Annotated in this window: 21 protein-coding genes, 9 tRNA genes and 1 rRNA gene; 28 read left to right on the top strand and 3 right to left on the bottom strand. The window is 46.6% G+C overall.

What is annotated here, in order from left to right; translation table 11 throughout:
* Positions 1–42: 42 nt before the first annotated feature.
* From rrf to ACR32F_RS25380, 19 genes are all read left to right on the top strand, one after another.
* A 5S ribosomal RNA gene (gene rrf / locus ACR32F_RS25470) occupies positions 43–159 on the top strand.
* An 84-nt stretch (positions 160–243) separates the two neighbouring features.
* A tRNA-Asn gene (locus ACR32F_RS25465) sits at positions 244–319 on the top strand.
* 4 nt (positions 320–323) lie between these two features.
* Positions 324–395, top strand: a tRNA-Glu gene (locus tag ACR32F_RS25460).
* An 8-nt stretch (positions 396–403) separates the two neighbouring features.
* Positions 404–479, top strand: a tRNA-Val gene (locus tag ACR32F_RS25455).
* Positions 480–498: 19 nt separating this feature from the next.
* Positions 499–572: transfer RNA gene (locus ACR32F_RS25450), tRNA-Met, on the top strand.
* Positions 573–599: 27 nt separating this feature from the next.
* Positions 600–677, top strand: a tRNA-Asp gene (locus ACR32F_RS25445).
* A 23-nt stretch (positions 678–700) separates the two neighbouring features.
* Positions 701–775 (top strand) — tRNA-Gly (locus ACR32F_RS25440).
* Between the two features lie 6 nt (positions 776–781).
* Positions 782–858: transfer RNA gene (locus tag ACR32F_RS25435), tRNA-Arg, on the top strand.
* Positions 859–872: 14 nt separating this feature from the next.
* Positions 873–951 (top strand) — tRNA-Leu (locus ACR32F_RS25430).
* A gap of 7 nt (positions 952–958) precedes the next feature.
* Positions 959–1,032 (top strand) — tRNA-Pro (locus tag ACR32F_RS25425).
* A 174-nt stretch (positions 1,033–1,206) separates the two neighbouring features.
* Positions 1,207–1,899 carry a BofC C-terminal domain-containing protein gene (locus tag ACR32F_RS25420; protein ID WP_440111984.1) on the top strand — a complete coding sequence of 231 codons (693 nt, stop codon included), beginning with the start codon at positions 1,207–1,209 and terminating at the stop codon, positions 1,897–1,899.
* A gap of 299 nt (positions 1,900–2,198) precedes the next feature.
* Positions 2,199–2,702, top strand: a complete 504-nt coding sequence (gene ruvC / locus ACR32F_RS25415) for a crossover junction endodeoxyribonuclease RuvC (RefSeq protein ID WP_440111982.1) — start codon at positions 2,199–2,201, stop codon at positions 2,700–2,702.
* Positions 2,699–3,313: a Holliday junction branch migration protein RuvA gene (ruvA, locus tag ACR32F_RS25410; RefSeq protein ID WP_440111980.1), complete on the top strand. Its 615-nt coding sequence runs from the start codon at positions 2,699–2,701 to the stop codon at positions 3,311–3,313. Before ruvC ends, ruvA begins: the two co-directional genes overlap by 4 nt.
* 55 nt (positions 3,314–3,368) lie before the next feature.
* Positions 3,369–4,379, top strand: a complete 1,011-nt coding sequence (gene ruvB / locus ACR32F_RS25405; protein ID WP_440111978.1) for a Holliday junction branch migration DNA helicase RuvB — start codon at positions 3,369–3,371, stop codon at positions 4,377–4,379.
* A gap of 86 nt (positions 4,380–4,465) precedes the next feature.
* Positions 4,466–6,553, top strand: a complete 2,088-nt coding sequence (locus ACR32F_RS25400) for a SpoIID/LytB domain-containing protein (RefSeq protein ID WP_440111976.1) — start codon at positions 4,466–4,468, stop codon at positions 6,551–6,553.
* 7 nt (positions 6,554–6,560) lie between these two features.
* A complete protein-coding gene (gene queA, locus ACR32F_RS25395) occupies positions 6,561–7,589 on the top strand; it encodes a tRNA preQ1(34) S-adenosylmethionine ribosyltransferase-isomerase QueA (RefSeq protein WP_440111974.1) in 1,029 nt (342 codons plus the stop codon).
* Between the two features lie 73 nt (positions 7,590–7,662).
* On the top strand, positions 7,663–8,799 hold the full coding sequence (gene tgt, locus ACR32F_RS25390; protein WP_434749745.1) for a tRNA guanosine(34) transglycosylase Tgt: 1,137 nt from the start codon (positions 7,663–7,665) through the stop codon (positions 8,797–8,799).
* 66 nt (positions 8,800–8,865) lie between these two features.
* Positions 8,866–9,180, top strand: coding sequence for a preprotein translocase subunit YajC (gene yajC / locus ACR32F_RS25385; RefSeq protein ID WP_440111971.1), 315 nt, complete (start codon positions 8,866–8,868; stop codon positions 9,178–9,180).
* A gap of 423 nt (positions 9,181–9,603) precedes the next feature.
* Positions 9,604–10,299, top strand: a complete 696-nt coding sequence (locus ACR32F_RS25380) for a reverse transcriptase domain-containing protein (RefSeq protein ID WP_440111969.1) — start codon at positions 9,604–9,606, stop codon at positions 10,297–10,299.
* Positions 10,300–10,404: 105 nt separating this feature from the next.
* Here ACR32F_RS25380 and ACR32F_RS25375 read toward each other — a convergent pair whose 3' ends face one another.
* Positions 10,405–10,797 (bottom strand): TIGR04086 family membrane protein, encoded by a 393-nt coding sequence (locus ACR32F_RS25375; protein WP_440111967.1) that lies wholly within the window; start codon positions 10,795–10,797, stop codon positions 10,405–10,407.
* Between the two features lie 229 nt (positions 10,798–11,026).
* Here ACR32F_RS25375 and ACR32F_RS25370 point away from each other — a divergent pair, with 229 nt between their 5' ends.
* Positions 11,027–11,731: a YetF domain-containing protein gene (locus ACR32F_RS25370; protein WP_440120014.1), complete on the top strand. Its 705-nt coding sequence runs from the start codon at positions 11,027–11,029 to the stop codon at positions 11,729–11,731.
* Between the two features lie 2 nt (positions 11,732–11,733).
* Here ACR32F_RS25370 and spoVB read toward each other — a convergent pair whose 3' ends face one another.
* Positions 11,734–13,347 (bottom strand): stage V sporulation protein B, encoded by a 1,614-nt coding sequence (gene spoVB, locus ACR32F_RS25365; RefSeq protein WP_440111965.1) that lies wholly within the window; start codon positions 13,345–13,347, stop codon positions 11,734–11,736.
* A gap of 224 nt (positions 13,348–13,571) precedes the next feature.
* Here spoVB and ACR32F_RS25360 point away from each other — a divergent pair, with 224 nt between their 5' ends.
* From ACR32F_RS25360 to ACR32F_RS25335, 6 genes are all read left to right on the top strand, one after another.
* A complete protein-coding gene (locus tag ACR32F_RS25360; protein WP_036617497.1) occupies positions 13,572–13,811 on the top strand; it encodes a post-transcriptional regulator in 240 nt (79 codons plus the stop codon).
* Positions 13,812–13,902: 91 nt separating this feature from the next.
* A complete protein-coding gene (gene secD, locus ACR32F_RS25355) occupies positions 13,903–15,153 on the top strand; it encodes a protein translocase subunit SecD (protein ID WP_440111964.1) in 1,251 nt (416 codons plus the stop codon).
* Positions 15,143–16,051, top strand: a complete 909-nt coding sequence (secF, locus tag ACR32F_RS25350) for a protein translocase subunit SecF (RefSeq protein ID WP_440111962.1) — start codon at positions 15,143–15,145, stop codon at positions 16,049–16,051. Before secD ends, secF begins: the two co-directional genes overlap by 11 nt.
* Positions 16,052–16,124: 73 nt before the next feature.
* Complete coding sequence (locus tag ACR32F_RS25345) at positions 16,125–17,084, top strand: cation diffusion facilitator family transporter (protein WP_440111960.1); 960 nt, start codon at positions 16,125–16,127, stop codon at positions 17,082–17,084.
* A gap of 40 nt (positions 17,085–17,124) precedes the next feature.
* Positions 17,125–19,533, top strand: a complete 2,409-nt coding sequence (gene recJ / locus ACR32F_RS25340) for a single-stranded-DNA-specific exonuclease RecJ (RefSeq protein ID WP_440111958.1) — start codon at positions 17,125–17,127, stop codon at positions 19,531–19,533.
* A 37-nt stretch (positions 19,534–19,570) separates the two neighbouring features.
* Positions 19,571–20,083 carry an adenine phosphoribosyltransferase gene (locus tag ACR32F_RS25335; RefSeq protein WP_440111956.1) on the top strand — a complete coding sequence of 171 codons (513 nt, stop codon included), beginning with the start codon at positions 19,571–19,573 and terminating at the stop codon, positions 20,081–20,083.
* 215 nt (positions 20,084–20,298) lie between these two features.
* On the opposite strand, the gene uraA is transcribed toward ACR32F_RS25335, so the two are convergent.
* Complete coding sequence (gene uraA / locus ACR32F_RS25330) at positions 20,299–21,615, bottom strand: uracil permease (RefSeq protein ID WP_440111954.1); 1,317 nt, start codon at positions 21,613–21,615, stop codon at positions 20,299–20,301.
* A 375-nt stretch (positions 21,616–21,990) separates the two neighbouring features.
* On the opposite strand from uraA, the gene ACR32F_RS25325 reads away from it, so the two are divergent.
* Positions 21,991–24,168, top strand: a complete 2,178-nt coding sequence (locus ACR32F_RS25325) for a RelA/SpoT family protein (protein WP_440120013.1) — start codon at positions 21,991–21,993, stop codon at positions 24,166–24,168.
* Between the two features lie 12 nt (positions 24,169–24,180).
* Positions 24,181–24,630: a D-aminoacyl-tRNA deacylase gene (gene dtd / locus ACR32F_RS25320; protein WP_440111951.1), complete on the top strand. Its 450-nt coding sequence runs from the start codon at positions 24,181–24,183 to the stop codon at positions 24,628–24,630.
* The last annotated feature ends 76 nt before the right edge of the window (positions 24,631–24,706 follow it).

Here is a 24,706-nt window from a genome sequence, read left to right as displayed (position 1 = left end):
TCAGAGAACAAATACTCTGAAATGTAAGCTATAAGCTATGCGTTTGGTGGCGATGGCGGAGGGGTTCCACACGTACCCATCCCGAACACGACCGTTAAGCCCTCTAGCGCCGATGGTACTTGGACCGCAGGGTCCTGGGAGAGTAGGACGCCGCCAAGCGAACTCTTTCATCATACATAGAAAACAGGCTTTGCGTGTTGACGTTGTACGATGGATTTCATTTGCACTGCAAGTGCAAATTATTCCCTGATAGCTCAGTTGGTAGAGCACTCGACTGTTAATCGAGTTGTCACAGGTTCGAGCCCTGTTCGGGGAGCCATTATGGCCCGTTGGTCAAGGGGTTAAGACACCTCCCTTTCACGGAGGTAACAGGGGTTCGAATCCCCTACGGGTCATAACATATGGAGGCTTAGCTCAGCTGGGAGAGCATCTGCCTTACAAGCAGAGGGTCGGGGGTTCGATCCCCTCAGCCTCCACCATATAATTCTTGAATAACGACGCGGGGTGGAGCAGCCCGGTAGCTCGTCGGGCTCATAACCCGAAGGCCGCAGGTTCAAATCCTGCCCCCGCAATTATACTTTCCTAGGTGAAAGTAATCTGGAACCGTGGTGTAGTTGGCCTAACATGCCTGCCTGTCACGCAGGAGATCGCGGGTTCGAATCCCGTCGGTTCCGCCATTTTTTTCTATTATTACTGGTTTGCGGACGTGGCTCAGCGGTAGAGCATCGCCTTGCCAAGGCGAGGGTCGCGGGTTCGATTCCCGTCGTCCGCTCCAATATTTGCGCCCTTAGCTCAGCTGGATAGAGCGTTTGACTACGAATCAAAAGGCCGGGAGTTCGAATCTCTCAGGGCGCGCCATTATAACTTCATACGCCGGCGTGGCGGAATGGCAGACGCGCTCGACTCAAAATCGAGTGGGAAACCGTGGAGGTTCGAGTCCTCTCGCCGGTATAGATAACGGGATGTAGCTCAGCTTGGTAGAGCACCTGGTTTGGGACCAGGGGGTCGCATGTTCAAATCGTGTCATCCCGATCTCAAAAAACAGAGTATCTAATATTAGATACTCTGTTTTTGCATTTGGTTTATTAAAAGTTGTATCCAAAACCATCTAGTACCAGCTGGGTGGATTGTCGCACTAGGTTAATTTTGCATAAATCCCCGTTCTTTCGGTCACAATAGGTTTAAAAAGTGATAGAAGGGGTTCATGTGAACACGTTTAACTTCAAAAAACAATTCAAGAGACGCTGGCGACGGTGGAAACGAACCGTGTGGATGACGGCAGCATTGGTTGCGGTAACGATACTCGCTTACAGTGGATTGCCGATTTCTTCTTCAATAGAGCAATTATTAACGACCAATTTCAGTGAGGCTACAAGCGTAATGGGAACGGTTACGATAGAAAAAAGACCTGAGCAAGAAGTCCAGACGTTGATGCAACAACTCGGATCCGATCCGGACCAATTAACCAGTGTTGTTCTGGAGACCCAATACATCTGTGGAGTGGAAACGGAACAACTCGGAAAGATGGCGATTCCGCAAATGAAAATGTTGCTCACTCAACATCCCGATTGGGAAGCCAAAGTTGTATCAGCAGATGTATTGCACATGAAACAACATGTGGATGATCTTTCTCCTTTATGTAAAGAGCAGGCGTATATTAGCATTGATGCTGTGGGTAATCTCAACCTTTATGAAGGCCGACCTGGAGAAGAGAAAGTCATTCGTACTTTTTTTCAGATGGACGTAGGTACGTTGGAGACTTCATTACCTGAAGGCGTGTTAGAGCAACTACAGCAGGGCATCCGGATACAGGACAAAGATGAATACGACAGTGTGATCTCCACATTTAGCGATTATGCAGTGGATGAATCCAATAAGGAAAGCCGGAATGGCGGATAGGAAGATAGACTTCTTTATTCAATTGGATCGTTGTAATGTGAGATGAGAAGACATTTGTGGAGAAGGATCATTCAGAGTTTGAATGTATAAATATATACGAGTAATAAAGGACATCGAAAGATGTCCTTTTTGTCGTTGCATAACCAAAACAGACCTTGAGATGTGGATAGCCATTGCAGTTTATTCACGAATGAGGGCGAGTATATGGTATGGATAAAGTTTTTCCTGCCGGAGGGTCTATCTTTTGTTATAATGAAATGAACGATACATATGTTCGCTTTTGTAAGGGAGAGATGGTTTTGCGTTTTTTGGGAATTGACCCGGGGATTGCGATTGTTGGTTTTGGTTTTGTGGATAAAATCGGCAGCAAAGTGGTACCTGTGCAATATGGATGTATTCAGACGGAGGCTCACACCCCTGATGAGGAACGGCTGCTTCACGTATATGAGGGAATCGTACAGCTGATCGATAAATATAAACCGGACGCAGTAGCGCTGGAGAAACTTTTTTTCAACCGTAACGTTACAACAGCCATGTCTGTCAGTCAGGCCAGAGGGGTTATGATTCTTGCTGCAGCCCAGAAGGGTCTGCCTATTGCGGAGTATACTCCGATGCAGATTAAGCAAGCGATTGTTGGATACGGTAAAGCAGAGAAGCGGCAAGTACAGGAGATGGTTAAAATGTTTCTGCGTTTACAGGTCATTCCAAAGCCGGATGATGTAGCGGATGCTTTGGCTGTGGCTGTGTGTCACGCTCACTCATATACATTAAATTCCAAGTTGAATGAGGTATTGCGAAAATGATTGATTTTCTAAGAGGACAGTTCGTACATTTGGAGAATGAGTATATCGTACTTGATGTTCATGGTGTCGGTTATCGTGTGTTCTGTCCGAATCCATATGCATTTGCGAAGCAAGAGGGAGAAATTATTGTTTATACCCATCATCATGTGCGCGAAGATGCGATGTTGCTGTTTGGTTTTGCTACTCGGGACGAACAGAAGTTATTCCGCAAGCTGATTGAGGTATCGGGTATTGGCCCTAAGGTTGCTTTGGGTATACTGGCTGGCGGTACGCCGGATCATGTCGTGACGGCTATCTACCAAGAGAATCTGACGTTCTTGACCAAGCTGCCGGGAATAGGCAAGAAAACAGCGCAGCGTATGATTCTGGATCTTAAGGATAAATTGGATGGTTTCGGTGCTGCAACGTATGCAACAGGTTTGTTTGCCCCTCCTTCTGAAGAAGCAGGAAGCGGTTCTGCTTGGGACGAGGCACGTGAAGGTCTCAAGGCGTTGGGTTATACCGACAGTGAACTTGACAAAGTATGGCTCAAACTGAAGAAGGATGTTAATTCGTCCGATTCGGTTGATGTGTTGATGAAACGGGCACTGCAAATGCTGTTTACGGGATAATTTATTTTGCATATAGAATAGAGCAGTAACCCGCACAAAAAAGGTAGGGATGAACATGGATGACCGGATTATTTCCGCAAACCTGATGATGGAGGATCAAAATGTTGAATTGAGCCTTCGTCCCCGGTATTTGAATGAATATATCGGACAGAATCAGGTGAAGGAAAATTTGAAGATATATATTGAAGCTGCCAAATTGCGCAATGAAGCGCTGGATCATGTTTTGTTATATGGTCCACCTGGACTTGGTAAAACAACACTTGCCAATATCATTGCGAACGAATTGGGCGTTAACTTGCGTACAACATCGGGACCTGCGATTGAACGTCCAGGTGATCTGGCTGCTTTGCTCACGAATCTGCAGGAGGGCGATGTACTCTTTATTGACGAAATTCATCGTCTTCATCGTACAGTAGAGGAAGTCATGTACCCTGCGATGGAAGATTCTGCTCTGGATATTATGATCGGTAAAGGTCCGAGCGCACGTTCCGTTCGGCTTGATCTGCCGTCGTTTACTCTGATTGGGGCTACAACACGTGCTGGCTTACTCTCTGCTCCACTTCGGGACCGGTTTGGTGTCATAAGTCGTTTGGAGTTTTATACGGTGGACGAGCTGGCTTATATCGTTTCACGATCGACTGAAATTTTGGGCATTGAGATTGTTGGTGATGCTGCGGAAGAGATCGCATTGCGCTCTCGTGGGACACCAAGGATTGCCAACCGTTTGTTGAAAAGGGTGCGTGACTTTGCACAGGTGCGCGGTGATGGGATCATTACACAGTCACTGGCGGAGGAAGCGCTGAAACGTCTTCAGATTGACCCGCGTGGACTTGATGAGATTGATCACAAGATGCTCAAATCGATGATTAACAGTTTCAGGGGTGGCCCAGTGGGGCTGGATACAATCGCCGCTACGATTGGAGAAGAAAGTCAGACCATTGAGGATGTGTATGAGCCGTATTTGCTGCAAATTGGCATGCTTCAACGCACACCAAGAGGCAGAATAGTGACGGATCTGGCCTATCATCATTTGGGTCTGCCCATTCCACCGAGAGACGGGAAGTAATTCGTGACTGATGAAACATTCAAGTAGAATATGGTTGGGATTTACTCGATATAAAATAGAGCTAACGTATAGAGAGGAGTCTGATCGTGGGGAAAGCAGTACAAACGAAGAAGTGGAGTCGACGCTTAAAGGTGTTGGCCGCGGCTCTGTTGACGGTGGGATGCCTGCAAGTGCCTGCCTATGCCGCTGAAAATGATGGACAGACCATTCGCGTAGCCATGTTTGCGAATCTGGGAAGTACGTATAAAGCGACCACACCTCTCATTACACTTGAGTCCACTGGTACATGGAACATGGGCTCGGAAAATGGGGCAGGTGTGAGTCTTCCAGCAGGGCAGATCCGTTTCAGTGCGGATGGGTTTCGAGTAAAGGTGTTGGAGACAGGAGATTTCAAGACAGCGGCTACAGCTGCAAAATTGTTACAGGCAACCACGGATAAACCATTGTTGTTTACAACATCTCTGAGTGGCAAAGCTATCTACCAACTCTACACGGGCAACTATGCTACAGAAGCGTTAGCAGGACAAGCGGTAGCACGTGTACAAAAAGTGGCAGCAGCTGGGCTGGGTGGGCAAAAGCCCGCAGTGACAGGCACCAAACGTCTCTCTACGGGAACATACAGTTCGCTTCAAGAGGCTGAGGCAGCTCAGTCTTCCATAGCTGCAGCAGGCTTTAGCTCCTATACGGTACTGCAACTGAGTGGTGGTTCTCAGGGCTACACGGTATGGGTTGGAGAAGCTGCAAATGATGCCGATCTGGCAACTCTGAAACAGAATCTGGAAGCCAGCGTTCCGGGAGTGAATTTTTCTCCTGTTAACAGCAATAGTGGCGCACTTATAATCCGTCAGGATGCGGGCTTAAGCACAGATACACTCAAAACAGCTCCGCATTACATCATTGCAGGCAGTGAAGCCAAAGCATTTGTACAAGGGGATGGCAGTGGCATCAAAGTGGTGGAGAGATCACAGCGGACGTATCGAGGAGATATGGAGATCAGCATTGTAGGCGGAGATCTCGCATTGGTAAATGTGGTTCCGTTGGAGCAATATTTGTACTCGGTAGTAGGGGCTGAGGTGTATTCATCCTGGCCCGCTGAAGCTTTGAAAGTACAGGCAGTGGCTGCACGCTCTTACGCGCTTCAACAGGGGGAACGATTCAAAATTGCCAATGTCGTGGATACGACACTTAGTCAAGCCTATAACGGGATCAGTTCGGAGAATGCTAAAGTAACCAGTGCAGTGGATGCAACTGCTGGAGAAGTGGTCAAGAGCGGTGGTAAAATCGTCGAAGCAGTGTTTTCCTCCAATGCTGGCGGCCAGACTGCTCATCCTTCCGAAGTGTGGAACGGCGGAGCAGGTGTATTCACCAATGTGGTTAGCTCAGGGGATGCATCCGCTCAGGCAGGATTACATACGTGGTACCATGTGCTCCTGAGTTCAGGTGTCAGTGGATACATCCGTGAAGATAATGTCAAGGAATTGACGACTAAAACAGATGCAGGATTAGCCAAAGTGACGGTTACTGCACAAAATACAAATGTGCGTCCCGTTCCGTTAATTCAATCCAACGCTGAACCTGTAGCAAAAATGAATCCAGGCAACGAAGCTGTTGTACTGGCTAAAGTGGCTCAATCCAGTGACTACGCCTGGGTGAGAGGACCTTTCACATCAGCCCAGTTGGTTAAATCCCTTCAGGGCAAAACGACAGCCTCTATTCCAGCCTCTATCTCAACCTTGGAAGTAACCAAGCGTGGACCATCCGGAAGAGCACTCGAAGTCACTGCCAACGGACAGGCTATGACGGTGAAATATGCAGATACGTACCGCTCCGCGTTAGGCGGATTACCGAGTACTTTATTTGATATTGCAGGGACCGGAAGTTATACTGTATTAGGCGCTGACGGCAAAACAGCCAGCAAAACCGGCTCCCAGGGTGCCGCTGTACTATCTGCATCAGGCACAGGTACAGCATCCAGTAATGCTCTTGTGGTGATGAGTAGTGATGGTCAAGCTAGAGCTGTAACACAGGGCCAAACCTTCATGTTCATTGGTCAGGGCAATGGCCACGGATTGGGCTTGTCCCAATGGGGAGCTAAAGGCATGGCAGATGAAGGGTATGATTACCAGGCAATATTGAAACACTATTATCAAAATGCGACTATTGTTAAGGAATGAATCCAAGATGAATGTGAACTTATACGATTTTGAATTACCAGAGCAACTTATTGCGCAGACGCCACTGCTTGATCGCACGGCGTCCAGGTTACTTACATTGAACAAGGAGAGCGGTGAAGTTAACCATCACACGTTTCCTGATATTATCGATTTTCTTCAGTCTGGGGATACACTAGTACTGAATGATACTCGTGTTCTACCAGCCCGTCTGTTCGGAACCAAAGAGGATACCGGAGCCAAGGCGGAAGTGCTTTTGCTTAAAAATGTGGAAGGCGATCGCTGGGAAGCTCTCGTTAAACCGGGCAAAAAGCTAAAAGCCGGTTCAGTTATCGTATTCAGTGACGAGCTAAAGGCAATCATTGAAGAAGAGGGTGAGATGGGGGCACGCACACTTACCTTTACGTATGATGGAATCTTTCAAGAGATTCTCGATCGTCTGGGTGAGATGCCATTGCCTCCTTATATCAAAGAAACGTTGGATGACCGTGAAAGATATCAGACGGTGTATGCGAAGCATGAAGGATCAGCGGCTGCACCAACAGCGGGACTGCACTTTACAGATGAATTGCTGGATCGGATTCGGGCCAAAGAGGTCAACGTAGCCTTTATTACACTTCACGTGGGTCTTGGAACGTTCAGACCCATGTCAGTAGATGTGGTGGAAGATCATGTGATGCACGAGGAATATTACTCCATGTCACAAGAAACGGCTGATCTGATTAATGAGACGAAACAACGTGGCAACCGTGTATTTGCGGTAGGAACAACGAGCTGTCGTACACTCGAAACGGTGGGTAGTAAGTTTGAAGATGGTTTGCTGCAGGAGAGCAGCGGATGGACCAAAATTTTTATCTACCCGGGTTACACGTTCAAAGTTATTGATGGCATGCTCACAAACTTTCATCTGCCGAAATCCACACTGGTCATGTTGGTTAGTGCGCTTGCAGGCAGAGAACATATTATTCAGGCTTACCAAGAAGCCATTAACGAAGAGTATCGTTTCTTCAGTTTTGGTGATGCGATGTTGATTTATTGATTCGGGGACATGTCAGATAAATGGAAAATGGATACAAGCATTACGATTAATTTTTAGAGGATGATTAAAACTAATGGCAGCAATTACGTATGAACATATCAAAACTTGCAAACAATCCGGTGCCCGTCTGGGACGTGTACATACACCTCACGGTATTATTGAGACACCAACCTTCATGCCTGTAGGTACACAGGCAACGGTAAAAACGATGAGCCCTGAAGAGCTGAAAGAGATGGATGCTCAGATCATTCTGAGTAATACCTATCACTTGTTCTTGAGACCGGGACATGAGATTATACGCCAAGCTGGCGGTCTTCACAAGTTCATGAACTGGGATCGTCCGATTCTGACTGACAGCGGCGGATTTCAGGTGTTTTCCCTCAGTGAGATGCGTAAGATTACGGAGGAAGGCGTTCACTTCCGTTCCCATTTGAATGGAGACAAAAAGTTCTTGTCACCTGAAGTGGCAATGGAAATTCAGAATGCACTGGGCTCCGATATTATGATGGCATTTGATGAATGTCCACCATATCCGGCTGAGTATGAATATGTGAAAAAATCACTTGAAAGAACGAGCCGTTGGGCAGAACGTTGTCTGGAAAGTCATGCTCGACCGCATGATCAAGGACTGTTTGCCATCGTACAGGGAGGCATGCATGAAGATCTTCGCCGTCAGAGCGCGGCTGATTTGACTTCCATGGATTTCCCGGGGTATGCTATTGGTGGACTGAGTGTTGGAGAACCGAAACATTTAATGTACGGCGTATTGGATTACACGCTTCCATTGTTGCCTTCCAATAAACCACGTTATTTAATGGGTGTAGGTTCGCCCGATGCATTGATTGAGGGATCAATTCGTGGTGTGGACATGTTTGACTGTGTTCTGCCTACCCGGATTGCCCGTAACGGAACAACAATGACTAGCCAAGGACGTCTGGTCGTTCGAAATGCCAAGTTTGCAACTGATTTTGGGCCACTTGATCCTGAATGTGATTGCTACACTTGTCGGAACTATTCCAGAGCTTATCTGCGTCATTTAATCAAAGCGGATGAAACGTTTGGCTTGCGTTTGACGACGATCCATAATCTTCATTTCTTGCAAAATTTGATGCGCAATGTGCGCAAAGCCATAATGGAAGATCGTTTGCTTGATTTCCGGGATGAATTTTTCGATCAATATGGTCTTCATGACAATGACAGAGGTTTCTGATCAGGTTTTGCGGAGCCGAAGTAACGAGCAGTATTCGTACGTATAGTCGATAAGGGGGAGTTTTGAATGTTTCAGGCAATGACTGCAACAGGAACGCAAGCAGGCGGTGGAATTGTATCTTTGATCGTACCTTTGGTACTCATGGTTGCAATTTTTTACTTCTTGATGATTCGTCCACAGAATAAAAAGCAAAAGCAACGGAATGCCATGTTAGGTCAATTAAAAAAAGGCGATAAAATTGTTACCATCGGTGGTCTTCACGGAACGATTGCTGAAATCACAGATGATGTGGTTGTATTGCGCGTAAACGATGTAACCAAGCTTACATTCGATCGTAACGCCATTAGCAGTGCAGTTAATCGTGAAACGACGGTTGAGTAAATCATACATGTTCGAAAGCCTGTAAGGCTGTGAGTGCGTATGCAGCGTATTCTTCATTGTCAGAGAACTGGATCTCCTTGGAGACCCGGTTCTCTTTTTCTTGTGCGCCCGGCATGGGCGATAACTCGGGGGTGAAAGTCCGCTACAGGCTTGGCAGTAGGAACTGTTAGCTGAAGGCAAGGGTGTCCACCGCGAGGTGGAATCTGAAGGAAGCCGGAGGCAAACCCTCGGTCTGACGAACAGAAACCACATAGAAGGCAGGTTGGGACGGACGAGCTTGCAAGACAAAGCGAAGTCCAATACTGCCCGAATCCCATCCTGTAAATGTGGCAGATAGATGAGGGGAAGGTTATCGCTCTTACCCGCGGAGGTCCCACAGACGTGGAGTAGGAAAAAAATCTGAAAGACGGAGTAAAGCTTGTTGTGAGAAGTCAGCAGAGGGACAATGTGGAAGAGGAAGAGTATGCGGGAGCGCGGAGCGCCGGAACTCGGGAACGTAGGGAAAGAGACGGTGCAAATGACTTGTTGGAAGCGATTCTGGATCGGAACAACCTGAACAGAGCCTACAAACAGGTCAAACGAAATCACGGAGCACCGGGAATCGACGGAATGACGGTCGAGGCGGTGTTGCCGTGGCTGCGAGAGAACAGAGAGGAGATATTGCAAAGGATCCGGGATGGAGGATACAAGCCAAGCCCGGTAAGACGGAAGGAAATTCCCAAGCCAGATGGAAGTAGCATGCGAAAGCTTGGCATTCCGACAGTAGTCGACCGGACCATCCAACAAGCCATTGCTCAGCAACTGCAACCGCTGTTTGAGCCACTCTTTTCGGAGGGAAGCTATGGCTACCGGCCAGGACGAAGTGCCCAGCAAGCGATTCGAAAAGTGAAGACTTATGCGGAACAAGGATACAGCCATACGAAGGTGCAAAACTTGCGAAAGCTGGGAGTACCAGAGGAAAAGGCCTACCAATGGGGAAACACCCGCCTAGGGTACTGGCGTATTGCCGGAAGCGCAATCCTGCAACGCTCTGTTATAAACAAAAGGCTCATACAGGCAGGGTATTATGATTTCCCTGCGCAGTACGAGCGATTACGTCAATTGCACTTAAACGGTTGAACCGCCGTATACCGAACGGGTACGTACGGTGGTGTGAGAGGTCGGCTACTCAACTAATGGGTAGCCTCCTACTCGATTTTTCTCAACTACCGTCCCCCCGAACTTCTATGATCTGCGAGTGTTAACTCCGAATATACCGCCGAGTGCAGATATTAGGAATGCACTTGCAAGCTGCAGACTGTCTTTCCAATTGAATGAAGCATCGAGTGCCAGAAATCCAATTAACAATACAATCAGTCCATAGATGATTCCGGTAATCCCTCCATGGTACCAGCCTCGCTCGCCAGACCTTTTGCCAGATATAAATCCACCAACCAGTAAGGACAGAGCATGGACAACGTAAGTGTAGAGAGAAAGATCCTGCTCATGCATATCAGTCATCCAGAGAAAGAAGGACAGAATCAGTGCCCCCAGTAACATCCACACAAAGGCATGACAGAGGCCCGAGAGAATCGGGTTAGACATTCGAAACGAAACCATTCGGCGAATCATTTGCATAAAGCAACCCCCTTTTGTACAAGTTCGAAATTATTACAGTGTATGGTCAAGCCTTCAGACTTATGAACTGATTTTCCATTAAATAAACGGTTTACATTTGCATGATCATGTGAGGTTCAGGTCAAAATAGGGATTACGCTTCAGGTGCCTGTATAAAACTCAGAGCCAAAGGAGGAATCCTATTGTGAACTTCACAGATGTCGGAGCACATATCTTCCGAACCGTTCTCATGTATTTTATTGTTTACGGTGCAATTAGACTGATGGGCAAACGGGAGATTGGCAAGCTGTCCATGTTTGATCTGGTCGTGTCCATTATGCTTGCCGAGATGGCTGCATTTGTTATTGAAGATACCAATAAACCGTTGTTTCACGGTATCGTGCCCATGCTCACGTTACTTATTGTGCAAATTTTCATGGCTTTTCTCAGTCTCAAGAGCCGTAAGTTGCGGCTGATGATTGATGGAAAACCTACTGTGTTAATCTCCAAGGGAACATTGCATCGGGATGAGATGCGCAAGCAACGATATAATCTCGATGACCTTCTGCTTCAATTGCGCGAACAGAATATTGATAGCATTGGTGAAGTGGAGTTCGCCATTTTGGAGACAACAGGAAAGTTAACCGTTTTCCCGAAAAATCTGGCTTCCTCCAGTGGCAGTAGTGCCTCGGGCAAGGATGGAGCTACAAATAGCATACAGAAAGCAAGAAAAGAGAGAGTTGATGGTTTTCAAAATATTAAATATGAAGGATTGCCCCTGCCTCTGATTATGGACGGGAAAGTGCAGGATCAGAATCTGGAGCTGATTGAGAAAACAAGATTTTGGCTTAAAAATCAGATTCAGGGAAAAGGTGTTCTTGACTTCAAGGATGTATTTATCTGCTCCATTGATCATAATGGAAAAGTATTCGTAAGTTTGAAAGATGAAAAGTAAGTTTATTTACGGGAGCGGCGGTCAAACCAAGAACCGATGATGGGTATACGGGATAAATCATGAAAATCAATCATTTTCGTTAAGCCCATGACGATAAAATAAACGATTAGACCAACCAATAGAGCGAGCAGCATTCTCACCCAGAAAGGCAGTAGGATGACGGTATGCTCATACACGAGCAACGTTGCTGCACCCATGATGAACATGCCCGTTGCTGTTTTGATCCAATCCATGATTTTGAAACGGAACTGGAGCAAGATCCTCACACTTCGAGCATGTAAGAGGGTCACCACGGTTGAATTCACACAAATGGCAATTACAGCGCCAAATATGCCATATTCCGGCTGGGAAGCGAGCAGCAAAATCAACGTAATTTTGATAACGGCACCAATAAACGTATTGAGCAGAGCTTTCCCCGGACGGTCGAGTGCCTGAAGTGCAGCTTGAAGAGGTGCTTGAATATAGATAAACAGGGCAAAAGGAGCCATTAGCTTCAGCATGCTTCCAATCGATGCATCGTTATACAAAGCAAGGCACATCGGTTCGGCAAGCACATACATAAAAACAGAAAATGGAGCACCTGTTACGAGTGCCAGCCTAAGAGCCTGATGCATCCTTTTGTGAATAAGTGCACGGTCCCCCTGTGCAGAAGCTTCGGAAAGAGAAGGTACAAGTGACGTTGCCAAGGACGATGTTAAAGCCCCCGGCAGAAGTAGCAGCGGAATAATCATGCCCTGTAATGCGCCGTACTGTGCTGTGGCTAGACCTTTAGATATACCTGCCAGTGCGAGACTCTGTGCAGTCACGATGGTCTCAGCCAAATACGATAAGGAGCCAACCAATCGGCCTGCTGTGACGGGGACTGAGATGGCAAGCAAACGCCGGATTAATCCTGGCTGTGGAACTCCTGAATCTCTGACCACTGTAGGTTTAGGCTGGACCGGCAAATGGGACATATTCTGGTGATTAATAAGCTGTAATTCCTTTTTTTGTCTACCATATTTCCACAATAATACAAGCATGCCGGCGAATTCTCCGACGAGTGCTCCCAGCATGGCACCAGCTGCAGCTTGAGCAATACCTTGGGGTAAAAGGAGCCAGGAGAACCAAATGACACAGACAATACGAATGACCGTCTCAACAATGGATGAAATGGCGGTAGGCATCATGTTCTGCTTCCCTTGGAAATAACCCCTGTACACAGCAGATACTGCGATAATGGCAATCATGGGACTCATGCTGACAAACGTGTGATACACTCTCTCATCTGTTAGAACGTAACGTGTGACCCAGGGAGCGAAGATAATGCACAAAAACATAAAAACAACACCCAGGGTCAGCGTGAAGCTGAGGCTTATCTGCAAAATGCGCTGAGGTGAATAGCGGTTGGCTCCCGTATCCGCTTCAGCTACGAGCTTGGCTACGGCCAGCGGAATCCCACCCGTAATCAATGTAACGAGTACGATGAAAAAGGGATAGCTCAGTTGGTAGATGCCAACACCTTCTGCACCGATGATCCGCGGCAGGGCAATACGCGGGATAAAGCCGAGAATTCGATTAATAATACCTGCCGCGAGCAGGATCATGGCTCCCTGGATAAATGTCTGTTTCTTCAAGACTACCCCTCTTTCCCGGTTGAAAGTACAGGTTTCAATAAACGGGACAAAGCCGTTGTTCTTCATCCTATGCCAGTCCTTTATCTTCTCATGACAACTTGGACACGATTAACAAAAAGATCCATAACCAGCAAGAAGGAATATGATCGGGTGAAGTCGAATGATGTAATATTGATGCCGCATAAAGGCTTGTGTGTAAGAAGGGAGGCTCCCCGTTGGAGGAAATGAATGATGTGGAGTTGGAACAGTCTATAGAGATGCTCTGCCGCAGTAAAGCGGAGGAATTAAGGCTTGTCGGTTACGAATATGTCACCAGCAAAGATGTCTGGAATTGCGTCAGTCATAAATATGAAAAGCAGGGCATTCCACCGCTTCACCAGCTGGTGAACGACATATTGTCACTGAAAGCAACAAGCTTTATGAACTTTATGACTGTGTCTGCATACCGGGGGTCCTCTTTCTAAACGAAAGGGATCTTTTTTGTTGAAAATTGACTGCTTTTTACGGCATCGCTATAATAGGAATATTGAGAACGAAAGGGGATCTAGGAACGGCATGAAAAGAATTATCAGTTTCATTCTGGTCGTGCTTGTGACCGCAGGAGTAATGTTGGGCACAAGTCCGGGGCTGCTCAAAAATATACGCTTGGGCCTTGATTTAAAGGGAGGCTACGAGATCTTATATGAAGCGGAGCCGCTTGATGAGGGACAACAAGTCACCAAAGCATCTTTGGTGCAAACGGCCAAGAGTCTCGAAAGCCGTGCCAATGCGCTCGGAACAAGCGAGCCGGAAGTAACAACAGAGGGAACGAACCGGATACGCTTGAAGCTGGCAGGGGTTACAGACGAGGCTGAGGTTAGAGCCAAAATGAAAGAACCTGCCGTCTTGACCTTCCGCAGTAAAGCGGAGAAGGACAAGGAAGGCGTGTATACCAAAATTGAGCTTCGCGGAAATGAATTTGTTGAGAATGCTGCAAAAGTTGTATTCACTCAATTGAATGAGCCGATGATTGACATTCAAGTGAAAGACAAAGCGAAGTTTTCCGAGATTACCAAACGTTTGATTGGACAGCCTCTCGCTATTTATTTGGATGATGAGTTGCTCTCTGCACCAACCGTTAGACAACAGTTGACAGATGGTTCCGCTCAGATTTCGGGTGCCTATACACGTGAAGAAGCGAACCAGCTTCGTGACACCATTAATCTGGGTGCGTTGCCACTGAAACTTACAGAGAAGTATTCACAAAGTGTTGGTGCAACACTCGGTAAACTTTCTCTCGATCAGACCATTAAAGCTGGATTGATTGGTTCCATTATTATTCTAGTGTTTATGATTGGGCTTTATCGCATTCCTGGTATTATAGCGAGTTTTGCCCTGATCACACATACGTGGCTGGTACTTGCAATCTTCTATTTGGGAGAATTTGTACTTACCCTTCCAGGGATCGCGGCATTTATCCTCGGTATCGGGATGGCAGTTGATGCCAATATCATTACGTACGAACGGATCAAGGAAGAGATGCGTAGTGGCAAGTCAATACTGTCTTCCGTTAAAGCGGGAAGTAAACATTCCTTCCGGACCATTATTGACTCCAACGTTACAACGATCATTGCTGCTGCTGTGATGTTCTTCCTGGGTACAGGTGCGGTTAAAGGCTTTGCACTCGTGCTGATTTTTGACATTGTCACCAGTATTATCACGAATATTTTCTTCTCCCGCTTCCTGTTGTCCCTGCTCGTGCGGGCTAACTTGTTGAAGAAGCCTAAGTACTTCGGAGTGAAGGAGAGTGAAATTCGTGCGCTTTAATTGGAATTTCGATTATGTTAAGGGCAGTAAAATTGCCTATATGTTTTCCATCATTTTGACACTTGCCGGGATCATCAGTCTCGTCTCCTTAGGGTTGAACTATGCGGTTGACTTCCGTGCCGGTTCAAATGTGGATATTAGTGTATCCAAGGCGATTACAGCGGAGCAGATTAATCCTATTGTTAAGGACATCGGTGTTGATGAGGGTGAAGTTACCATTACACCGGGAGCTGACCGTGTAAATGTTCGTTTCTCCAATGAATTGGATGAGACCCAAGAGAGCAAATTTAAACAGGAATTTACCAAATTGGATGCTAAAGCATCTTATGAGGTGAATACGGTTGACCCGGAAATGGCTAAAGAACTTGAACGTAACGCCATATATGCGGTACTCATTGCAAGTGTAGGGATCATGATCTATGTAGCCATTCGCTTTGAGTGGCGCTTCGCTGTGGCAGCGGTGGTTTCACTGTTCCATGATGCGTTTGTCGTAATAAGCGTGTTCTCGATCTTCCGACTGGAAGTGGATCTAACCTTTATTACCGCGGTACTGACGATTGTCGGGTTCTCGATCAATGATACGATCGTTATTTTTGACCGTATCCGCGAGAATTTGCGTTTTGCCAAAAAGACTTCGAAAGCTGACTTGCGTGAAGTTGTAAATCACAGTTTGTCACAAACGATGACGCGTTCACTGAATACAACATTTACGGTATTTGCCGCTTCTCTCTGTTTGTTTATCTTTGGAGGAGAATCCATTCGCATGTTCTCACTTGCCATGGTAATTGGAACACTGTTTGGTGCCTACTCTTCAATCTTTATTGCAGCACCGTTATGGTTAACGCTTAAAGGTAAACAAACCGAGAAACCTAAAGCAGAAGTTAAACCATCCAACTAAACATTTTTTTGTAAAGCCGCGTCTGCCAGGCGCGGTTTTGCAACTTTAAGTACAGTAATAAGGGGGAATATTCATGACCAGAGAACATATCCCATCTGCTCAAGCTGCCACGTGGAGCGGCATTGCCGGGAGTATGACACTTGCAGTGATCAAGGCAGGAGTCGGTTATTTCGCAAACAGCAAATCGTTGCTTGCAGACGGCTTGTATTCTGCCTCTGAAGCTGCCTCTTCCCTGGCCAGTCTCTTTCCCTCGAAGTCTGTACAAAATAAGAACAAGGCTCGTAGGGAGCGGTCTAAGGAACATTCACGTGTTGCAAGACCAGGAATTTCGGTATTATTGTCTGTCCTCATCCTTATGGGAGGATTACAGATTGCCATTTCAGCATTGGGTAGTTTATCTGGAAATGAACCGGAAGCACCACGTATTCATGCCCTGGTTGCTGCTTTTGCGGCTCTGGGCGTGAAGGAAGCAATCTTCCAATTTCAATACAGATACTTCCGAAAAAAAAATCAATCACAGGCTGTGGCTTATGCACAGCAGCATCGCATCGCACTCTATTGTTCACTTACTGTATTAGTGGGGATTGTAGGTTCGATGGCAGGAGAGACGACAGGTTGGAGTGTTCTTCTATACCTTGACCCGGCTGCCGCCTTGGTTGCTTCCTGTTTCGTACTTTACAAAGGTTATCGAATGATAGTGGACACCGTGTATGGTTCTCTTGTTCAGGAACTGGAGCAGGAAGAAGCGACCGATTTCAAAGAGACGGTACAGCGGGTATATGGCATTATTACGATTGAACATTTGGTTGCACGTGAACAGGGACATGACGTTACAATCGAGCTAGTCATTAGTGTGAATCCGCGAATTTCCGTACTGGAAGCACAGGAAATTGCAAATCGGGCGAAGACACTGCTCTTGACCCGTTTCAGTCATGTGAAAGAAGTACAGATTCAAGCTATACCTTATGATCCTGGATATCCTTATAAATCCAATCATGAACTGCCCGATCACGAAGCGACATTAATTCAGTAATGAAGCGCGGGTCCAGTAGATCAGGAAAGGAGCGTTATCATTGCTTTATTCGCAATACCGGTGGAATACACCGAATATCGATTTGGAGGCGGCTGCGGGACTCTCGCAGGCGCTTTCCGTTTCACCTCTTGTTGGACGTTTGCTGGTGAGCCGAGGGGTGCACAATGAGATAGAGGCAGAACGTTTTTTGCATCCTGATCTGAATCAGATGCATGATCCATATCTGTTACTTGGCATGAATGAAGCTGTACCTCGAATCAGACAGGCCTTGGAACGGGGGGAGCATATTTTAATCTATGGAGACTATGATGCCGATGGTGTATCCAGCACATCGCTGATGATCCACCTGATGCGTCATCTCGGAGCTTCGTACGATATTTATATTCCTCATCGCTCCAATGAAGGGTATGGCTTGCACAACCATGCACTGGATTGGGCCCATCAACAAGGCGTTACACTGATTATTACTGTAGATACTGGTATCAGTGCCGTAGAACAGATTGCTTATGCTGCAACACTCGGAATTGAAGTCATTGTGACAGACCACCATGAACCGCCTGAAATTTTGCCTGAAGCCTATACGCTCATTAACCCCAAACTTCCGGGATGCCCTTATCCTTTTAAGGGATTGGCTGGTGCAGGTGTAGCCTTGAAGCTGGCTCAGGCATTAATCGGGGAAGTACCGGGTGAATGGATGGAGATTGCCGCCATCGGTACAGTTGCCGATCTGATGCCTCTGGAAGGTGAAAATCGGGTTATTGTGAGTTATGGTATAGAATCCATGCGAGGTTCGCGTCTGCCGGGTGTAAGTGCGCTGCTTGAAATAAGTGGAGTGGATCAGAGTCAGGTTACCTCGATCAATATTGCCTTTGCCATGGCTCCTCGTATTAATGCCAGTGGACGTTTGGATCATGCAGGCAGGGCGGTGTCTCTTCTGACAACCGAGAATTTGGACGAAGCCCATACGCTTGCTGGTCAACTTGACCTGCTCAATCGGGAACGACAACAGGTTGTAGAGGGCATACTACAGGAAGCGACAGCCCAGTTGGAGCAGAAAATTCAGCTTAACTCTGGAAATGTTCCGAATGTTATCGTATTGGCGGGAGAAGGTTGGAATGTTGGCGTTGTAGGTATCGTGGCATCGAAGTTGCTTGACCGGTATTATCGGCCAACGCTCATTCTGGGCATCAATCCGGAAAGCGGCGTCTGTAAAGGTTCGGCTCGCTCTATCGAAGGCTTGGATATCTATGAGGCTCTTACAGCGTATAAACATACCATGGACCATTATGGAGGACATCCGGCAGCAGCAGGTATGACTCTTCATCGTGATCAGCTGGAAGAGTTGGAGGCTGGGCTGAATGAGTTTGCTGCAACTGTGTTGAAGGAAGAGGACTTTGTGCCTCAGCGTCTTGCCGATGACGAATGCAGAATCAGTGATGTGCCGCTCCAAGTGATTCAAGAGATCGACAGACTGCAGCCGTTTGGCATGAGTAATCCATCCCCTCGTTTTGTATTGAGGAATGTGACTGTAAAAGAAACGAGAACGATGGGACGAGAGAAACGTCATCTGAAACTGGTTTTGGAGCAGGATGGTCAACAACTGGAGACAGTTGCTTTTGGTAAAGGCGCATTGGCTAAGTTTCTGTTGCCAGGTTCCATCATTGATGTGATGGGTGAACTGTCGATTAATGAATGGAATGGGATGAGGAAACCTCAATTGATGCTTCAGGACATTCATGTTCCGCAATCTCAGGTGTTTGATATGAGAGGCAATGGGGAGCCGATTCAAGCGATGAAGCAGTTCTTAAGTGCGCTTGAAGTGCATTTACGATATAAATCAGGTTCCATTGGTGCAATTGTTCGGCAAGAAACGAATGTTTCCGAAGGAAATTCATTGTATGAACCGTGCCTTTGGGTATATGATAGAAAGGTCGGGTTATTTCCGTTTAATGCTGCTGCGCAGCATTATGGACAGGAACAGGTCCGGACGTTATTTGTGTTTGATACGCCGGAAACCCCGGAACAACTTGATGCAATGCTGGCTTTGTTCAGCGGAGCCGAGAATATCATCCTTCTGCATGGATCAGGCAACCGCCGAGATCGCCTTCAGATGCCTTCCAGAGAACTCTTCAAGCGTATATATATGCTGGTGTCGAAATGGAAAGCTGAACCGGTGGAGGAACAAGAGATTACTCCTGTGCTCAGTCGTCAGTGTGGTTGCTCGCCGCGCATGATTACAATGATGCTGGATGTGTTTGAAGAGCTATCCTTCATTACCCGAGTCGCTGGGAAAATTGTGTTTGTAGATAATCCGCCCAAACGTGAGCTGACCGCCTCTCGTCATTATCAGGCGCTGGAAAGCATGGCCGAGACAGAGCAGGTGATGCTGGATGCATCCACCCCTCAGTTGACACAATGGATGATATCCCGGATGAAGGGCGTATCTTAGATGGAAGTTGTGCTATTTATTTTAGGAGGAGATTATTTTGGATTTTAAAGATTATATTCGTGTCATTCCTGACTTTCCACAACCGGGAATCAGCTTCAAGGATATTACGACATTGTTGAAGGATGGCGAAATGTACCGCAATGCGATCAATGAGTTGAAAGTAATGGTATCTGATCTCAAAATTGACGTGATTGCCGGACCTGAAGCACGTGGATTCGTTGTGGGCGCCCCTCTGGCGTACGCTCTTGGTGTCGGCTTTGCTCCGATCCGCAAAAGCGGAAAATTGCCTGGAAAGACCATTGAAGTCGGTTATGATCTTGAATATGGCAAGGATACGCTTGCGATGCACACAGATGCAATTGAAAAAGGACAAAATGTTCTTATTGCAGATGATTTGCTTGCGACAGGCGGAACGATTGCCACGTCCATTAACCTGATTGAGCAATTGGGTGGCAAGGTTGTAGGTGCAGCATTCCTGATTGAGCTTTCTGATCTGAATGGACGTGCCAAATTGCCGGACATGGAAGTCTTCACTTTGATGAACTACTAAATTCCAGCATTCCTTGCTGTAAACAAGTAAAATGGATCTCCCGTTTCCCGGGAAATAATTATACAGCATTAACTATTTGCAAAAAAGCCTGCTTTCTCAACCATAAAGGTTGGAGAGAGCAGGCTTTTTTGCGATGTAGATTATTTACATTAATGCGGACGATGCATCAAAGTGGGATATTGAATTTTAAGCCATTTAGCAAGATTCCAACATACTTAATCCGGAGTTTTTTCGGTTAAAGGCTGTTTCTCTAATGGGTCATTCGACCAACCCAACACTTCGAACAGTTTAAATAACAAGCTGAGCAGGATACCGACGATGGTCGCCAATGCCATGCCTTTCAAATGAACGCCATAGATGGATACCTCAGTACCACTGAGTCCAATAACGAGTACAAGTGAAGTAAGCAACAGGTTGGTCGGTTTGGCAAAATCGACTTTCTGTTCAACCAGAATACGGAGACCAGATGATGCGATAACACCAAACAGAAGCAGGGATACACCACCCATAACCGGCACCGGAATGTTGGCTACAAGCGCCGAGAATGTCCCTGAAAAGGAGAGCACGATCGCAATGACTGCTGCACCGCCAATAACATAGGTGGAGTATACTCGGGTCAGAGCCATGACACCAATATTCTCACCATACGTTGTATTGGGCGTTGATCCTACAAACCCGGACAGAATGGTGGAGACGCCGTTTCCAAGCAGGGAACGATGGAGGCCAGGGTCTTTGGACAGATCTTTACCCACAATACTGCTCGTTACAAGCAGATGTCCGATGTGCTCAACGATGACAACAAGTGCGACTGGCAAGATGGTGAGGATGACAGACCAGTCAAAGGTCGGTGTCGTTACCGTAGGTAGTGAGAGGAAGTCAGCACTCGCAATTTTTGCAGTCTCTACTTCTCCCATAAAATAACCGAGCACATAACCCGATACGATCCCGATCAGAATGTGAATGATTTTGGGGAACCCGCGAAACGTTACTGCTCCAAAGACAGTGATACCGAGCGTAACCATGGATAAAATAATCGGTTTGGCCTGAGGAACCCAGTTAGGGTACTTAAGAGGATCAGAATTGATCAGACCAGCCATTCCGGCAGCTACCGGTACAAGCTCAAGGCCAATCAGTGCTACAATTGCACCCATAACCGCTGGAGGGAATACCACGTTAATCCAACCTGTTCCTGCATATTTGATGACAAGAGCCACAAAGCAGAACACAGCACCTGTTACGATAAATGCACCTAGAGCCATGCTGTATCCATTACCTGGATGAGTAAGCAATACTGATTGTACAGGTGCGATAAAAGCAAAGCTGGAACCCAGATAGGCGGGGATCTTTCCTTTACACATAAGGATGTACAACAGTGTTCCAATCCCGTTCATTAGCAGGATCATACTTGGATCGACACCGAAGAGGTTCGGTACAAGCACTGTGCTGCCAAACATGGCGAACAAATGCTGGAGACTCAGAAGTGATCCTGAGCCAAGCGGCATCTTTTGATTAACTTGAATTTCACGTTGCAATGGATGTTCATCTCCTTTTTCCGAAACACAAACTTTCAATATATTACTGAGTTTATCTTAATTAAGCAATAACATTTTTCGCTGAGCAAAGGATATGAATTATAATTTCATGAATGTTTCCTTCTATTTCGGTAAATAACGGCAATAATGTATAGTAAATGAGGACGATCTCCAACCCATGTTGAGTATTTAAGAAGGAAATTTCAGGAGATGCGTGTAACTTTTAAAAAAATTGAATATGCGCTCTTATTCGTCAGTAGTTGACGGGAAACGGGTGAAGCGTCATAATTATAGGAAATTACTTTTACGGGGAACCTGTGTTGATACAATGTCACGGGTTCCATTTTGTATAGAAAGGACACGGAACAGATCAGAATGGGCATAGAGCAATTACTCGAGAAGGCCGGGGCATATATCAAAGAACCCGATCTGGTGCGCATACGTGAAGCTTACGAATTTGCTGATCAGGCCCACCATGGACAGACGCGAAAATCGGGAGAACCGTATATTCTGCATCCGCTTGCGGTTGCCGACATTGTTGTGAACATGCAGATGGATACCATTTCCATCATTGCAGCGCTTCTTCATGATGTAGTTGAAGACACTACGGTGTCACTTGAAGAGATCCGCAATCACTTCGGCAATACGTGTGCCATGCTGGTTGACGGCTTGACAAAGCTGGAACGTATTCAGTTCCGCTCCAAGGAAGAACAACAGAACGAGAACTATCGCAAAATGTTCATCGCAATGGCGCAGGATATCCGTGTTATCGTTATTAAATTAGCTGACCGTTTGCATAATATGCGGACACTCAAGTTTCAGTCGGAAGAAAGCCAGCGTCGGATTTCATATGAAACGCTGGAGATTTTCTGTCCGATCGCGAACCGTCTGGGTATCTCTGCAATCAAATGGGAAATGGAGGACATCGCCCTCCGTTATTTGAATCCGCAGCAATATTACCGAATTGCGAATTTGATGCACAAAAAGCGTGCAGAACGTGAGCAATACATTGATACGGTTATGGACGGAATTACGAGCAAGCTGGATGAGATGGGGATTCAGGCAGATCTTTCAGGTCGCCCGAAGCACATCTACAGCGTGTTCAAAAAAATGACAACGAAAAACAAGCAATTTAATGAGATTTATGATCTGCTTGCGATTCGTATTATTGTGGATAATATCAAGGATTGTTATGCTACCCTCGGTATCATACACACATTATGGAAACCAATGCCTGGGCGTTTCAAGGATTATATCGCGATGCCGAAGGCAAACATGTATCAATCGCTGCATACTACGGTAGTAGGCCCCAATGGTGAACCAACCGAAGTGCAGATCCGGACTTGGGATATGCATCGCACTGCTGAATTCGGGATCGCTGCTCACTGGGCCTACAAAGAAGGCGCTGCGAATGGTAATCATTTTGAAGATAAAATTACGTTCTTCCGCGAGATTCTTGAACTTCAAAATGAAGCACAGGATGCGTCAGAATTTGTAGAATCGCTCAAAATGGATTTCTTCTCGGATCTGGTATTTGTATTCACGCCAAAAGGAGAAGTCATCGAATTGCCTATTGGCTCTGTTCCGTTGGATTTTGCTTACCGAATTCATACGGAGGTTGGTAACCGCACCATTGGTGCCAAAGTGAACGGTCGAATTGTTCCACTCGATTACCATCTGAAGACAGGCGATATTATTGAAATTCTGACGTCCAAACATTCTTACGGACCGAGCCAGGACTGGATGAAAATTGCCAAATCTTCTCATGCACGAGCGAAGATCAAGCAATGGTTCAAGAAAGAGCGGCGGGAAGAAAACGTTGAAAAAGGGCGCGAGAGTTGTGAGCGTGAGCTGAAGCGTATGGGGCTTGACCCTTCGGCGTGGATGACGGATGACAAGTTGCAGGAAGCTGCCAAAAAATATGCCTTTAACGATATTGAGGACATGCTTGCCGCTGTTGGATTCGGCGGGATTACCGCTGCACAGATCGTAACCAAGGCAACCGAAAAACTGCGCAAAGAACAGGAAGAATCCAGCTTGCTGGAATTGAATTCCGAGATGCGCGAGATTAAGCCTGCACCAGAACGTAAAAACCGTCCGACCAATGGCATTCGTGTCAAAGGTATTGATAATTTGCTCGTCCGGTTTGCACGCTGCTGTAACCCTGTACCTGGAGATGAGATTATCGGTTATGTTACACGCGGACGCGGCGTTTCCGTGCACCGTAGTGACTGTCCGAATATTCCTTCAAGTGCAGATGGAGAAGAAGCAGCGCGTGTTATTGAGGTGGAGTGGGAAGAGAATATTGAAGCCAACTACAGTGTAGATATTGAGATCACAGGCCATGATCGTAATGGTTTGCTCAATGAGGTGCTTCAAGCTGTATCCGAAAGTAAAACGAATATATCTGCTGTCACGGGACGGACAGACAAAAATAAATTAGCATTGGTGCATGTCACCATTCTGATTCGCAACACGGATCATCTTCAGTCTGTTGTAGAACGGATCAAACGCGTGAAAGATGTCTATTCGGTGCATCGGATTATGCAGTAAGGAGCCTGTAAGATGAGGGTGCTTGTACAACGCTGTAAAGAGGCTCAGGTTACTGTAGGAGACGAGCTGACTGGTAAAATCGAATCTGGATTGATGTTACTCGTGGGGATTACCCACGAGGACACGGAGAAGGATGCCATATACCTCGCGGACAAAATTGCCGGACTTCGGATTTTCGAGGATGAACAGGAGAAGATGAACCTCAGCCTGCTTGATACAGGCGGTGCTGTATTGTCTGTATCCCAGTTCACTTTGTATGGAGATTGTCGCAAAGGAAAACGTCCGAGTTTTGCAGCTGCAGCTCGACCTGAAGCGGCAGAATTGTTATATGAATCGTTTAACCGACTGTTACGGGATAAAGGCATCCAGGTTGAAACGGGACGTTTCGGAGCGATGATGGATGTAACCTTTACGAATTGGGGACCTGTGACTTTAATGCTTGAAAGCCCTGTTCGGCAGTGAACACGTGCATAATTGGATGGAGATCAGGCCATAATGAGGGATAATTCGATTCATTAACATCTGATGAATAAAGGAG

Origin of the sequence: Paenibacillus hebaui (assembly GCF_051934385.1) — a bacterium.
Lineage (GTDB): Bacteria > Bacillota > Bacilli > Paenibacillales > Paenibacillaceae > Paenibacillus.
Note: the sequence above shows the minus strand (reverse complement) of the source record. Positions and strands in the feature narration are given on the sequence as shown.

What these genes read in the sequence shown, in the direction of transcription:
- ruvA (WP_440111980.1), top strand. Translation starts at nt 2,699, where the DNA reads ATGATTGATTTTCTAAGAGGACAGTTCGTACATTTGGAGAATGAGTAT.
- ruvB (WP_440111978.1), top strand. Translation starts at nt 3,369, where the DNA reads ATGGATGACCGGATTATTTCCGCAAACCTGATGATGGAGGATCAAAAT.
- queA (WP_440111974.1), top strand. Translation starts at nt 6,561, where the DNA reads ATGAATGTGAACTTATACGATTTTGAATTACCAGAGCAACTTATTGCG.
- tgt (WP_434749745.1), top strand. Translation starts at nt 7,663, where the DNA reads ATGGCAGCAATTACGTATGAACATATCAAAACTTGCAAACAATCCGGT.
- yajC (WP_440111971.1), top strand. Translation starts at nt 8,866, where the DNA reads ATGTTTCAGGCAATGACTGCAACAGGAACGCAAGCAGGCGGTGGAATT.
- ACR32F_RS25375 (WP_440111967.1), bottom strand. Translation starts at nt 10,797, where the DNA reads ATGCAAATGATTCGCCGAATGGTTTCGTTTCGAATGTCTAACCCGATT.
- ACR32F_RS25370 (WP_440120014.1), top strand. Translation starts at nt 11,027, where the DNA reads ATGTATTTTATTGTTTACGGTGCAATTAGACTGATGGGCAAACGGGAG.
- ACR32F_RS25360 (WP_036617497.1), top strand. Translation starts at nt 13,572, where the DNA reads ATGAATGATGTGGAGTTGGAACAGTCTATAGAGATGCTCTGCCGCAGT.
- secD (WP_440111964.1), top strand. Translation starts at nt 13,903, where the DNA reads ATGAAAAGAATTATCAGTTTCATTCTGGTCGTGCTTGTGACCGCAGGA.
- ACR32F_RS25345 (WP_440111960.1), top strand. Translation starts at nt 16,125, where the DNA reads ATGACCAGAGAACATATCCCATCTGCTCAAGCTGCCACGTGGAGCGGC.
- ACR32F_RS25325 (WP_440120013.1), top strand. Translation starts at nt 21,991, where the DNA reads ATGGGCATAGAGCAATTACTCGAGAAGGCCGGGGCATATATCAAAGAA.
- dtd (WP_440111951.1), top strand. Translation starts at nt 24,181, where the DNA reads ATGAGGGTGCTTGTACAACGCTGTAAAGAGGCTCAGGTTACTGTAGGA.